Origin of the sequence: Nesterenkonia cremea, from assembly GCF_014642675.1 — a bacterium.
GTDB lineage: Bacteria > Actinomycetota > Actinomycetes > Actinomycetales > Micrococcaceae > Nesterenkonia > Nesterenkonia cremea.
Window position 1 is genome coordinate 192,943 of record NZ_BMIS01000006.1, and the last position, 12,613, is coordinate 205,555.

Annotated in this window: 11 protein-coding genes; all 11 read left to right on the top strand. The window is 68.5% G+C overall.

The annotated features are described in order from the left end of the window. Positions 1-65 precede the first annotated feature (65 nt). Positions 66-653 carry a hypothetical protein gene (locus tag IEW85_RS08530; protein ID WP_188684644.1) on the top strand — a complete coding sequence of 196 codons (588 nt, stop codon included), beginning with the start codon at positions 66-68 and terminating at the stop codon, positions 651-653. Further along, entirely contained in the window at positions 646-2,229 is a 1,584-nt protein-coding gene (locus IEW85_RS08535; RefSeq protein ID WP_373286557.1) for an adenylate/guanylate cyclase domain-containing protein, read from the top strand. The genes IEW85_RS08530 and IEW85_RS08535 overlap by 8 nt, the downstream gene beginning before the upstream one ends. A gap of 83 nt (positions 2,230-2,312) precedes the next feature. Continuing rightward, positions 2,313-3,044: a protein phosphatase 2C domain-containing protein gene (locus tag IEW85_RS08540; RefSeq protein ID WP_188684646.1), complete on the top strand. Its 732-nt coding sequence runs from the start codon at positions 2,313-2,315 to the stop codon at positions 3,042-3,044. A 69-nt stretch (positions 3,045-3,113) separates the two neighbouring features. After that, complete coding sequence (gene gatC, locus IEW85_RS08545; protein WP_188684648.1) at positions 3,114-3,479, top strand: Asp-tRNA(Asn)/Glu-tRNA(Gln) amidotransferase subunit GatC; 366 nt, start codon at positions 3,114-3,116, stop codon at positions 3,477-3,479. A 47-nt stretch (positions 3,480-3,526) separates the two neighbouring features. Beyond that, the gene (gene gatA / locus IEW85_RS08550) at positions 3,527-5,032 is read left to right on the top strand and encodes an Asp-tRNA(Asn)/Glu-tRNA(Gln) amidotransferase subunit GatA (RefSeq protein WP_229658917.1); all 1,506 of its coding nucleotides are present in this window, start codon (positions 3,527-3,529) and stop codon (positions 5,030-5,032) included. A gap of 2 nt (positions 5,033-5,034) precedes the next feature. After that, the gene (gatB, locus tag IEW85_RS08555) at positions 5,035-6,552 is read left to right on the top strand and encodes an Asp-tRNA(Asn)/Glu-tRNA(Gln) amidotransferase subunit GatB (RefSeq protein WP_188684650.1); all 1,518 of its coding nucleotides are present in this window, start codon (positions 5,035-5,037) and stop codon (positions 6,550-6,552) included. A gap of 605 nt (positions 6,553-7,157) precedes the next feature. Continuing rightward, positions 7,158-7,721, top strand: a complete 564-nt coding sequence (locus IEW85_RS08560; protein ID WP_188684653.1) for a putative endonuclease domain-containing protein — start codon at positions 7,158-7,160, stop codon at positions 7,719-7,721. An 81-nt stretch (positions 7,722-7,802) separates the two neighbouring features. Then, the gene (locus tag IEW85_RS08565; protein ID WP_188684655.1) at positions 7,803-8,594 is read left to right on the top strand and encodes a fructosamine kinase family protein; all 792 of its coding nucleotides are present in this window, start codon (positions 7,803-7,805) and stop codon (positions 8,592-8,594) included. Positions 8,595-8,644: 50 nt separating this feature from the next. After that, positions 8,645-10,999, top strand: a complete 2,355-nt coding sequence (ligA, locus tag IEW85_RS08570) for an NAD-dependent DNA ligase LigA (protein ID WP_229658909.1) — start codon at positions 8,645-8,647, stop codon at positions 10,997-10,999. A gap of 84 nt (positions 11,000-11,083) precedes the next feature. After that, a complete protein-coding gene (locus IEW85_RS08575; protein WP_188684659.1) occupies positions 11,084-11,932 on the top strand; it encodes an inositol monophosphatase family protein in 849 nt (282 codons plus the stop codon). Positions 11,933-11,939: 7 nt separating this feature from the next. Next, positions 11,940-12,485 (top strand): GNAT family N-acetyltransferase, encoded by a 546-nt coding sequence (locus IEW85_RS08580; RefSeq protein ID WP_188684661.1) that lies wholly within the window; start codon positions 11,940-11,942, stop codon positions 12,483-12,485. Positions 12,486-12,613: the final 128 nt, after the last annotated feature.

The following is a 12,613-nucleotide window of genomic DNA, read 5'->3' on the forward strand; positions in this document are numbered from 1 at the left end:
AAGCGAGGAGAGCCCGGCGGGTATGGCCGGGCAGTTCAGAGATGTGAGGAGAGTGCTCGAAGGCCATGAAGCTGAAGCTGGCCGCCGGCGAACAGGTCATCGTTCGCACGCGCTCCCACCACCGGATCCTGATTCCGGCCCTGGTCAGCTTCCTCGTCACGCTGGCCGTCATGAGCTTCCTGTTGGGCTACATCACCCGCGGATCTCAGCCCGAATGGATCCAGCACTACAGCTATATCGGCACCTTCCTGGTGTGGGCCGGCGGCCTGCTGTCCCTGGTCTTCGGCTCGCTGCGGCCCCTGCTGGCGTGGGCCAACCGGATCACCTATCTGACCAATCTGCGGATCGTGCAGAAGAACTTCCTGGGCGCCCCGCACCCGCTGGTCATCCCGCTGGGCCTGGTCACCGAGGCGCAGATGCGTCAGTCCAAGGTCCAGGAGATCTCTGGGGCGGGCGATCTGGCGATCTCCCACGGCGCCTACGGCCAGCAGCAGCGCACCAAGCTGAAGGACATGCCTGACGTGGCCCGCTTCCACCCCGTAGTGGTGGAGGAGCTGGCCGCCTACCGCCGCTCGGCCGCCGCCCAGCATGCCGCCCAGCAGGGTGAGGCCTCGCGCCCCTACGAGTTCGACCACGGAACGCACTATGCCTGAGGAACACGCGGACGAGGGGCAGAAGACTTGGGAGTTGGCACGGCGCCGCGGCTTCGGCGGGATGACCGATTCCGCCGGCTACGGCGAGGAGGGCCTGGACGGCCCGCCCAGCTACACCGAGGAGGAGCTGGAGGAGGCCCGCTCCGACTGGTCCGACTTCCGCTCCGCCCGGCTCAACGGCCGGATGCCGTCCCTGGGTGCTGACGAGATTGTGGCCCCACCGTCCCAGGAGCCTTCGGTGGAGGCGCGCGCAGAGGCGCGCGGCTTCGCCGGCACGGGGCTCGATGACGGCCCTGGGCTGGATGGTGGTGCTGAGCTGGATGGCGGTGCTGGGCGGGACGCTGAGAATGGGTCTGATGTGGGCCCCGGCGTGGATTCCGGTGCCGGGTCCCGCCCGGACACACAGAGCGGATCGGGTGCGGCGTTCGAATCGGGCGCAGAGCTCGGGTCTGGGGCCTCAGGGGCGGCCGGGGGGCTCAGTGTCCGACGTGCGCCCGAGACGGCGTCGATCCCCGCCCCCACCTCGCAGCAGCGGGAGTGGCACCGCAACATCCGCGACCTCGAGCACCGGCTCCTCGGGGCGGAGCGTACTCTGACCTACCGCGAGATGGCCAAGGAGATGGGAGTCTCCACCCACTCGGCCCGCAAGCTCTGGCGCGCGCTCGGATTCCCCAACCTGGACGATGACGTCAAAGCCTTCACCCAGACCGATGTGGAGGCCCTGGCGACGATGGTCGGACTGGTCCGTGAGGGCTACCTGAACGAGGAGACGGCGATCTCTCTGACCCGCTCGGTGGGGCAGATGACCGACCGCATGGTGGTCTGGCAGATCGAGGCTCTGGTGGAGGACAAGATCACCAATGAGCAGCTCTCCGACGCCGTGGCCCGCTCTCAGGTGGTGGAGACGCTTCCTGAGCTGATCGACCCCATTCAGCGCCTGATGGGCTATGCCTGGCGCCGCCAGCTCTCGGCCGCCCTGCAGCGGCTGACCGTCCGGGTGGAGTCGGGCCTGGCCGCCAGCTCCCGAGGACGCACCGGTGAGGAGCATGACACCCCGCTGCCGCTGGCGCGCGCGGTGGGCTTCGCCGACCTGGTCTCCTACACCTCGCTCTCGCGGCAGATGAACGAGCGCACCCTGGCCCAGATGGTTCAGCGGTTCGAGTCCAAATGTGCCGAGATCATCAGCATCGGCGGCGGCCGGCTGGTCAAGACCGTGGGCGACGAGGTCCTCTACAACGCCGAGACGCCGGAGGCTGGTGCGGAGATCGCCCTCGCCCTGGCCGAGACCATCGCCGCCGATGAGGTGCTTCCCCAGGCGCGGGTCTCAGTGGTCTGGGGCCGCGTGCTCTCCCGAATGGGCGACATCTACGGTCCCACGGTGAACCTGGCGGCACGGCTGACCGCACTGGCAGACCCGGGCACCATCCTGGTGGATTCGGTCACGGCCGCAGCCCTGGAGCGTGATGACGACTATCTGCTGGTTCCGCAGCCGCCGCGCATCGTCCGCGGATTCGGCGAGGTGCAGCCCAATATGCTGCTGCGCGCCAGCGGCACAGGCATCGTCCTCGACTCCTGAGGAACGCGCGGGAATTGCTGACCTGGTGTGATCCTCTGCGACATCCGATGCAGTGTGTGATCGTTTCGTGACAAGATAGCCAGGTGACCTCTCTCTATCTGGACTACGGGTACGGCTCACACGTCGGCCTGCGCCGCGAGCTGAACGAGGATTCCTCCGTGGTCACCGACACCCTCTTCGCCGTGGCTGACGGCATGGGCGGCCATGAGGCCGGCGAAGTCGCCTCCTCCCTGGCGGTCCAGACGCTGGCCGAGGGCTGGGACGCCGCGCAGGGCCTGATCAGCCGCCGTGAGATCCAGCAGTTCATCGATCGGGCCGATGTCCGCATCCGCGAGGCCACCGATTCCAAGGCCGGCACCACGCTGACCGGCGCCGCCCTGATCGAGGCGGAGAACGAGCTCCAGTGGCTGGTCTTCAACATCGGAGACTCCCGCACCTACATGTTCGAGGACCAGGAGCTGGTACGGCTGACCCGCGACCACTCCCAGGTCCAGGAGATGTATGAGTCCGGGATCATCACCGCTGAGGAGATCCACAACCACCCCAACCGCAACGTCATCACCCGGGCCCTGGGCGCCGGGGAGGTCTTCGACGCCGACTACTTCAGCGCCCCGGTCAACGCAGGTCAGCGCGCGCTGATCTGCTCCGACGGACTTACCGGCGAGCTGGAGGACGGGGAGATCGCAGAGATCCTCGGCCGGGGCGAATCCGCCCAGGAAACCGTGGACATCCTGATCCAGCAGTCCCTGCGCCGCGGCGGCCGTGACAACGTGACCGTCGTCGTCGTGGATGTGAAGGAAGAGCAGCAGGACTGAACGGGTCATCGGGGTCTGAGTCCCCGATAGTATGTGGGGGATACCCGAACCCCGATCTGAGGGAGATGCATGTCTGACATCTCGCGCGCCGACGTCGAGCATCTGGCGAAGCTTGCGCATATCAGCATGACGGAGCATGAGCTGGAGAAGATGGCCGGAGAGCTGGCCGTCATCGTCGATTCCGTGAAGACGGTCGCTGATGCCGTGAGCAGCGCGGCAGTCTCCGGCGACGTCCCGGCCACCAGTCACCCACTGCCCCTGACCAATGTGTTCCGCGAAGATGTGGTCGGTGAGGTCTTCACCGCCGAGCAGTCGCTGAGCAACGCACCCGACGCCGAGGACGGCCGCTTCAAGGTCCCGGCCATCCTGGATGAAGAGAGCGAGCAAGGACCCGCGCTGCGGGGCCCCGCAGCGGGGGAAGGGAGCGAACGGTGATCGACGTGGCTGACAACGCTGAACTGATCAGGCTGACCGCCGCCGAGATGGCGGCCAAGCTGCGCGCCGGGGAGATCACCTCGGTGGAGCTCACCCAGGCCCACCTGGACCGGATCGAGGCCGTCGACGGCGGGGAGAAGGGCCTCAACGCCTATATCCACGTCTCCGGCGAGGAGGCTCTGGCCACCGCCGCCGAGGTGGACGCCATCCGTTCCGCCGGCGGCGCCGAGGCTGAGGCGCTGCACCCGCTGGCCGGCGTGCCGATCGCGGTCAAGGACCTCATCGTGACCACCGGCCAGCCCACCACGGCCGGCTCGAAGATGCTCGAGGGGTGGATGAGCCCCTACGACGCCACAGTGGTGGAGAAGATCCGGACGGCCAAGCTGCCGATCCTGGGCAAGACCAACCTGGACGAGTTCGCCATGGGCTCCTCCACGGAACACTCCGCCTACGGCGTGACCCGAAACCCGTGGAACATCGAGCGCATCCCGGGCGGCTCCGGCGGAGGCTCCGCGGCCGCCGTCGCCGCCTTCGAGGCTCCGCTGGCGCTGGGCACCGACACCGGCGGCTCCATCCGTCAGCCCGGTGCGGTCACCGGCACGGTGGGCACCAAGCCCACCTACGGTTCGGTCTCCCGCTACGGTGCGATCGCCATGGCCTCCTCGCTGGACCAGATCGGTCCGGTGGCCCGCACCACTGAGGACGCCGCGCTGCTGCATGAGCTGATCGCCGGCCATGACCCCAAGGACTCCACCTCGCTGCCCGATGAGGTCCCCGCCTTCGGCGAGGCCTCCCGGAACCAGAGCGTGGAGGGCCTGCGGATCGGTGTGATCAGACAGCTGCAGGGCGAGGGCTACCAGTCCGGCGTGCTGGCCCGCTTCCAGGAGTCCCTGGACGCGCTGAAGGCCGCCGGCGCCGAGATCGTGGAGGTGGACTGCACCAGCTTCGAGTACGCGCTGGGCGCCTACTACCTGATCATGCCTTCGGAGGCCTCCTCGAACCTCGCACGGTTCGACGGTGTCCGCTACGGCACCCGCGTGACTCCGGAGGAGGGGCCGCTGACCATCGAGCGCGTCATGGGTGCGACCCGTGCCGCCGGCTTCGGCGAAGAGGTCAAACGCCGCATCATCCTGGGCACCTACGCGCTGTCGGCCGGCTATTACGACGCCTACTACGGCTCCGCGCAGAAGGTGCGAACCCTGATCCAGCGGGACTTCGACGCCGCCTTCGAGACGGCCGATGTGCTGATCTCGCCCACCTCGCCCGTGGTGGCCTTCCCGCTGGGGGAGAAGCTGGACGACCCGCTGGCGATGTACCTCAACGACGTCGCCACCATCCCGGCCAACCTGGCTGGGATCCCCGGCATCTCGGTGCCCGGCGGTCTGGCCGCCGACGAGTCCGGCGCCGAGCTGCCCGTGGGCATCCAGTTCCTGGCCCCGGCCCGCGAGGACGCCCGCGTCTACCAGGCGGCCGGTGCGCTGGAGAAGCTGCTGAACGACGGATCCCAGCCCCTGTGGGCCCAGATCCCCGAGCTCGAATCCCAGGAGGCCTGAGGATGACTGACACCATCGCAGAAGCAGAGCCGCTGTCCTACGAGGAGGCGTTGGAGCGCTTCGACCCGGTCCTCGGCTTCGAGGTCCACGTGGAGCTCAACACCGTGACCAAGATGTTCTCCTCGGCGCCGAACGCCTTCGGCGACGATCCGAACACCAATGTGAACCCGGTCTGCTTGGGCCTGCCCGGCACCCTGCCGGTGGTCAACGGCACCGCTGTGGAGTCGGCCATCCGGCTGGGCTTGGCGCTGAACTGCCGGATCGCCGAGTCCTGCCGGTTCGCCCGCAAGCAGTACTTCTACCCGGACACTCCGAAGAACTGGCAGACCTCCCAGTACGACGAGCCCATCGCCTACGACGGCTACCTGGATGTGGAGCTGGACGACGGCGAGATCTTCCGTGTGGAGATCGAGCGCGCCCACATGGAGGAGGACGCCGGCAAGCTGACCCATGCCGGAACCTCCGGGCGCATCCAGGGCGCGGACTACTCGCTGGTGGACTACAACCGCTCGGGTGTGCCGCTGATCGAGATCGTCACCAAGCCGATCGTCGGTGCCGGTGAGCGTGCCCCGGAGATCGCCCGGGCCTATGTCTCTGCGGTCCGTGACATCGTCAAGGGATTGGACATCTCGGATGCGCGCATGGAGCGCGGCAATGTCCGCTGCGACGCCAATGTCTCCCTGATGCCCAAGGGAAGCACCGAGTTCGGCACCCGCTCGGAGACCAAGAACGTGAACTCTATGCGCGCTGTGGAGCACGCGGTCACCTACGAGATCCGCCGTCACGCCGGTGTGCTCTCCTCCGGCGGCTCCATCGTCCAGGAGACCCGCCATTGGCAGGAGACCTCCCGGACCACCACCTCGGGCCGTCCGAAGTCCGACGCCGACGACTACCGGTACTTCCCGGAGCCGGACCTGGTGCCGGTGGTGACCACCCAGGACTGGATCGAGCGGCTGCGCGCCGAGCTGCCCGAGCCGCCGGCTGAGCGCCGTCGTCGTCTGCGCGAGACCTGGGGCTACGCGGACAAGGAGTTCCGCGATGTGGTGGCCGCCGATCTGCTCGACGAGATCGAGGAGACCGTGGAGAAGGGCGCATCGCCCGCCGTCGCGCGCAAGTGGTGGATGGGTGAGATCTCCCGTCTGGCCAACGCCCGTGACCTGGATCCGGCGGCCCTGGGCGTGGCCCCGGCGACGATCATCGAGCTGAACAGCCTGATCGAGGCCGGACGCATCAATGACAAGATCGCCCGCCAGGTCCTGGAATTCCACGTGGACGGGGAAGGCTCCCCGGAGGCCATCGTGGAGGCCCGCGGCCTGGAGGTCGTCTCCGACGATGGCGCACTCTCGGCCGCCGTGGAGAAGGCCATGGAGGAGAACCCCGATGTGGTGGAGAAGGTCAAGGGCGGAAAGCTCAAGGCCATCGGCGCCCTCATCGGCCCGGTGATGAAGGAGACCAAGGGCCAGGCCGACGCCGGCAAGGTCCGCGAGATCGTCCTGGAGAAGCTGGGCATCGAGGGCTGAGTCCTTCCCTCTCCCCTCCCGTCCGGTTGGCGCGCAGGTGTCGGAATGGCGGCGAAATCCGCCTCTTTCCGACACCTGCGCGCCAACCGATTGTCGGGGAAGGTTTCCTCCACAGGGCGCGGTGAGTCACGGAGGCCACGCCCGGCCCTCCCCAGAGCGGCATGGACCTCGCCTCGAGCAGCCTCTGCAGCGGCATGCTCGGTTCTGTGCGAACTTCTCATCCGCTTCCGCCTGAACTGCGAACTCGGCCCTTCACCCGCGCTGAGGCACTGCGCAGCGGAATCAGCGGTCAGCGCCTGCGCCGTCGAGATGTCGAGCGCCTCAGCCGAGGACTGTACCGGTGGACTGGGGCTGGATCCGGAGACGCCGACGTCGGGCGTTCAGGACTGGACGAGGCGCTGCTCAGTGCCTTCACCAGTCGCAGCGGAGAACTCTGGGTCAGTCATCTCACGGCAGCCCGTCTCTGGGACGCACCGCTTCCCGTGCGGTGCCGCTATGACCGGCGCCTGCATCTCAGCGGGCCCAACTGGACACATGACGTGCCGGCGTCGCCGTCGTGGTCCGGAGTGGCCCGGCATTTTCCTGAGGTCGGGCCGGGGGAGGTGATGGAACGCTCCGGCATCAGGGTCTCAGCCCCGCATCGGCTGTTCATCGATCGCATGGCAGATCTGACGGCTCCGGAGCTGGTGTGCGTGGGGGATCGGCTCCTCCGGCATCCCTATCGGAGCCGTGAGGATCGTGACGAGCCGTACTGCACCCCCGAACAGCTGAGGTCCGCGGTGAGGCGCCATCCCTGGACCGCCGGCGTCGTCACTGCCCGGGAGGCTCTCGAGTCGGTGCGCATCGGCTCCGACTCTCCGCCGGAGACGCTGCTGAGACTCGCGATCGCCGAGGCGGGGCTGCCGGAGCCGGAGCTTCAGGCCCCGTGTGTGCCGGGGAGGCCGGGAACCGCTGTCGGGGATATGGGATATCGCGACGCCCGCATCATCATCCAGTACGAGGGAGAGCATCACTTCTCCGCTGAGCAGCAGGCCCACGACCAGTGGCGAAATGCTGAGTTCGAAGCGGAGGGGTGGGTGGTCATCCTCGTGAACAGGGTGGATCTGGCCGAGAGCTTCCGACGAGTGGTGCTGCGCCTCAACCGCCTCCTCACCAACGCGTTCTCTTGATGCACAGGTGTCGGAATAACGGCGAAATCTGCTTCAATCCGACACCTGCGCGCCAAGAGAACGGAGATTAGAGTGGCAGGTATGCCATACACCAAGAACGTCGTGTCCGGGATCCGTGGTGCAGCCCAGGTGGAGGCCGCGGGGCTGCGCTGGCTGGCTGAGGCCACCGAGCAGGGCGGGGCCCGCATCGCTCAGGTGCTCTCCGTTGAGGAGGGCCGCCTGGAGCTGGAGCGGCTCGACGCCGCCCCCGCCGCTGAGGAGGCCGCCCAGGCCTTCGGCACGGCGCTGGCCCGCACCCACCGCTCGCTGCCGGAGGACGCGCTCTTCGGTCAGCTCCCCGCCGAGCACCCCGACGGCGTGGCCCCGATGTTCGGCCCGGCCGAGCAGCTGCTGGAGATGGGCATCGGAACCCACTCCTCCTGGGGCGCCTTCCACGCCCAGGAGCGCCTGGACCCGCTGCTGGACCGGCTCACCTCCGGCGGCGGACGCGCCTCCTCGGCAGATCTGAAGCTGCTGCAGCAGGCTCGGGATCGGATCGCCTCCGGAGAGCTCGACGACGGCGAATCCCCCTCCCGCATCCATGGCGACCTCTGGACGGGCAACGTGCTGTGGACCGCTGAAGGCGCCGTGCTGATCGACCCGGCCGCCCACGCCGGCCACCGCGAGGCGGACCTGGCCATGCTGGACCTCTTCGGACTGGAGCACCTGGAGGAGGTCATGGATGCCTATGACGAAGAGGCCCCGCTGCGCGAGGGCTGGGCCGAGCGCACACCCATGCACCAGCTCTTCCCGCTGCTGGCCCACTGGGTGCTCTTCGGCGGGGCCTATGAGAGCCCCACCCTCTCCGCCGCGGAGACCGTTCTGGACCTCTGAGCAGGACCTCGGTCCCGGCTAGAATGAGCGGAGTGAGTGAGAGTGCTGAGATGACGACGCCGGATACCCCCGCTGCGGCGGGGGCTCCCGCTGTGGCCGCGGGAGCCCCCTCGCGCGAGCTGCGCGAGGAGTACGAGCAGCTGGTGGAGGAGGTCCGGAAGCACCGGATCGCCTACTACCAGGAGGATGCCCCGCTGATCTCCGACGCCGAGTTCGACGAACTCTGGCGGCGTCTGGAGCAGATCGAGGCCGAGCACCCGGAGATCGTCACCGGAGATTCCCCCACCCAGGAGGTCGGGGGAGAGGTCTCCACCGCCTTCGCCCCGGTGAAGCACATCCAGCGCATGTACTCCCTGGAGGACGTCTTCTCCCGCGAGGAGCTGCGCGCCTGGTACGACCGCGCCGTGGCCTCCCTGCAGGAGCTGCGCCCGGACCGCGTGACCTCCACCAGCGGCCCCCAATGGCTGGTGGAGGTCAAGATCGACGGTCTGGCCATCAACCTGCTCTACCGCCGCGGCAAGCTGGTGCGCGCGGCCACCCGCGGCGACGGCACCACCGGTGAGGACGTCACCCACAACGTGCTGACCATTCAGGAGATCCCCAACCAGCTCTTCGGCACCGACCATCCGGCCGAGCTGGAGGTCCGCGGCGAGATCTTCATGCCCACCGCCGAGTTCCACGCGCTCAACGTACGGCTGCGCGAGTCCGGGCAGAAGGAGTTCGCCAACCCGCGCAACGCCGCCGCCGGATCGCTGCGTCAGAAGGATGCGGCCAAGACCGCCGAGCGCCCGCTGGCCATGTTCGTCCATGGCGTGGGCTCTCGCGAGGGCGTCACGCTGAGCTCCCAGCATGAGACCTATGACCAGCTGGCCGCCTGGGGCCTGCCGGTCAGCCCCTACACCGAGATCCTCTCCGACGTGGAGGAGATCGACGACTACCTGGACCGCTTCCAGGCCAAGCGCCACGAGCTGGTCCACGAGATCGACGGAGTGGTCATCAAGGTGGACGACTTCGACCTCCAGCGCGCCTTGGGCCACACCTCCCGGGTGCCCCGCTGGGCGGCGGCCTACAAATACCCGCCGGAGGAGAAGTCCACCGAGCTGCTCGACATCCGCGTCCAGGTGGGCCGCACCGGCCGTGTCACCCCCTTCGCCGTGTTGGACCCGGTGCTGGTGGCCGGCTCCACCGTGGAGAAGGCCACGTTGCACAACCAGGACGTGGTCAAGGCTAAGAACCTCAAGATCGGGGACAAGGTCTGGGTCCGCAAGGCCGGCGACGTCATCCCCGAGGTCCTCGGCCCGGTCCTGCCCGAGCGTGAGCTGCGCGAGCAGGAGGAGGGCCGCCTGCGCGAGTTCGTCTTCCCCACCTACTGCCCGGCCTGCGGCACCGAGCTGGCTCCGGCCAAGGAGGGCGACGTCGACTACCGCTGCCCCAATGCCGAGACCTGCCCCGCCCAGTTGGCCGAGCGGGTCATCCACGTGGGCTCCCGCGGCGCCCTGGACATCGAGGCCCTCGGCGAGGAGGCCGGGCTGGCTCTGACCAACCCGGACCCCGATGAGGTCCGCCCGCGCGCCGAGCTGATCGACCAGGAGAAGCTGGAGGCCTCCGGCGCTGTCGTGGAGTGGGATGAGGGCGGCCAGCCGGTGGCCCAGACCCCGGTGCTGCGCAATGAGGCCGATCTCTTCTCCCTGACGCCGGAGGATCTCAAGGGCGTCTACCGCTGGCGGGAGGTCCTGGAGAAGAACCAGGAGACCGGTAAGCATGAGGGCACGGGCCGCTACGCCCCGGTGCTCTACTTCTGGACCAAGCCGCAGTACGCCAAGGGTGAGCTGAAGGAGCCCTCCAAGCCGCGGGAGAACACCACCAAGCTCTTCGCCGAGCTGGAGAAGGCCAAGGAGCAGCCGCTGTGGCGTGTGCTGGTGGCGCTGTCCATCCGGCATGTGGGCCCCACCGCCTCCCGCGCCCTGGCCCAGGCCTACGGCTCCATGGAGAAGATCCGCAGCGCCTCCGAGGAGGAGCTGGCCGGCATCGACGGCGTGGGTCCCACCATCGCCTCTGCAGTGCGGGAATGGTTCGCCACGCAGTGGCACGGCCGGATCGTGGACGCCTGGGCCCAGGCCGGGGTCCGCATGGAGGATGAGCAGGATGAGGCCGTCCCGCGCACCCTCGAGGGCCTGACCGTTGTGGTCACCGGCAGTTTGGAGAACTGGTCGCGGGACGAGTCCAAGGAGGCGATCATCTCCCGCGGCGGCCGCGCCTCCGGCTCGGTCTCCAAGAAGACCGACTTCGTGGTGGCCGGTGAGAATGCCGGCTCCAAGCTGACCAAGGCCGAGTCTCTGGGTCTGGCGGTCCTGGACGAGGAGGGCTTCGAGCGCCTGCTGAACAACGGCCCCGAGGAGCTCTGAGGAGGCCGTATCCGCCGCACTCGACGCCGCCCGCACCAGACCCATATGACCGCATCCGAGAACGACGCCGACAGAACGGAAACGATGACCACCGCTGAGGAACTTCTCGACATCGCCCGCGAAGCCGCTGCCGCCGGGGTCGCTGTCCTGGCCGAGCGCAGCGAGGTGGCACCTGCGGGTGTGGCCCTGGGACAGGAGCAGGCCGGTCTGCAGACCAAGAGCTCCGAATCCGATCTGGTCACCGAGTTCGACCGCCGGGCCGAGCGCGCCGTGCGCGAGGTGATAACCCGGCGTCGTCCCGATGACGGAGTCTCCGGTGAGGAGTACGGCACCACTGCCGCCGAGAAGCCCTCGGGCTACCGGTGGTCCATCGATCCGCTGGACGGGACCACCAACTTCGTCCGCGGGGTCGTCTACTACGGCACCTCGGTGGCCGTGCAGGGTCCCTCCGGGCACTGGTTGGCCGGTGTGGTGGACGCCCCGGCCATCGGCCGCCACTGGTGGGCCACCCGCGGCGGGGGAGCCTGGACCACAGGCACCACCGCTGAGGGCGTCTCGGAGCCGGTGAAGCTCAAGGGGCCCCAGGGCTCCCGGGCCGCGGGCATCCTGGCCACCGGCTTCGGCTATGACCCGGAGCGCCGCGAGGAGCAGACCAAAGCGGTCACCTCAATGCTCCCGCTGTTCGGCAATCTGCGCAGACTGGGCGCTGCGGCCCTGGACATCTGCATGGTGGCCGACGGGACCATGGACGCCTTCGCCGAATACGGGCTCTGGGAGCACGACTGGGCGGCCGGCACGCTCATCGCGGAGGAAGCCGGCGTGGAGGTCCGCCGCCCGGCCGATGCCAACAGCGCCGAGGCGCCCGACTGGTGCGTGGCCGGCGACATCGGCATCCCGCACAGCCAGCTGCGCCCGCGGCCCACCGGACTGTGAGCCCGGCATGAGCACTGCAGCCCGTGAGCATAAGCCCCAGGCCGCGCCGGTCATCCGTGAGGCGCGCCGCGAGGACTGGGAGCGCATCGCGGAGCTGACCGTCACGGCCTATGTCAGCGGCGGCTTCCTCTCCTCCGGAGATGACTACATCGCCCAGCTGGCCGACGTCGGGCCCCGCGCCACGCAGGCCACCGTTCTGGTGGCCGAGGTGGAGGATGACCCCGGGGCTCCGGTGGTGGCGGCCTCGGTCTCCATCACCGAGGCTGGACAGTTCCTAGCGGAGGTCTCCCGGCCCGGGGAGATGGAGTTCCGCATGCTGGCGGTGCACCCGGACTTCCAGGGCCGCGGGATCGCCCGCCGCCTGGTCCGGCACATCCTGGCCATGGCCGAGGCCCGCCCCGACATCGAGGCGGTCACCCTCTGCAGCCTGAAGGCGATGACCGATGCCCATGAGCTGTACCGCTCAGAGGGGTTCGTGGAGGTCCCGGAGCGGGACTTTCACATCGAGGAGATCGGCGCCAGCTTTCCCTTCTTCATCCGCACGTTGCGCTAGGTGTAGGAGGGCAGGACGTTGGTGACGCGCCCCGGGACGAGGCTGGCAGGAGCTTGACCGTCTGCAGCTGAGTGGGGGCGGTGATGATTGTAGTGCTGAACCCAGACTTTCATCGCTTCTCCTCGGGC

Bases quoted from the DNA above. Each gene is read 5' to 3' on its own strand.
- IEW85_RS08530 (WP_188684644.1), top strand. From the start codon at position 66: ATGAAGCTGAAGCTGGCCGCCGGCGAACAGGTCATCGTTCGCACGCGC.
- IEW85_RS08535 (WP_373286557.1), top strand. From the start codon at position 646: ATGCCTGAGGAACACGCGGACGAGGGGCAGAAGACTTGGGAGTTGGCA.
- gatC (WP_188684648.1), top strand. From the start codon at position 3,114: ATGTCTGACATCTCGCGCGCCGACGTCGAGCATCTGGCGAAGCTTGCG.
- gatA (WP_229658917.1), top strand. From the start codon at position 3,527: ATGGCGGCCAAGCTGCGCGCCGGGGAGATCACCTCGGTGGAGCTCACC.
- gatB (WP_188684650.1), top strand. From the start codon at position 5,035: ATGACTGACACCATCGCAGAAGCAGAGCCGCTGTCCTACGAGGAGGCG.
- IEW85_RS08560 (WP_188684653.1), top strand. From the start codon at position 7,158: ATGGAACGCTCCGGCATCAGGGTCTCAGCCCCGCATCGGCTGTTCATC.
- IEW85_RS08565 (WP_188684655.1), top strand. From the start codon at position 7,803: ATGCCATACACCAAGAACGTCGTGTCCGGGATCCGTGGTGCAGCCCAG.
- ligA (WP_229658909.1), top strand. From the start codon at position 8,645: ATGACGACGCCGGATACCCCCGCTGCGGCGGGGGCTCCCGCTGTGGCC.
- IEW85_RS08575 (WP_188684659.1), top strand. From the start codon at position 11,084: ATGACCACCGCTGAGGAACTTCTCGACATCGCCCGCGAAGCCGCTGCC.
- IEW85_RS08580 (WP_188684661.1), top strand. From the start codon at position 11,940: ATGAGCACTGCAGCCCGTGAGCATAAGCCCCAGGCCGCGCCGGTCATC.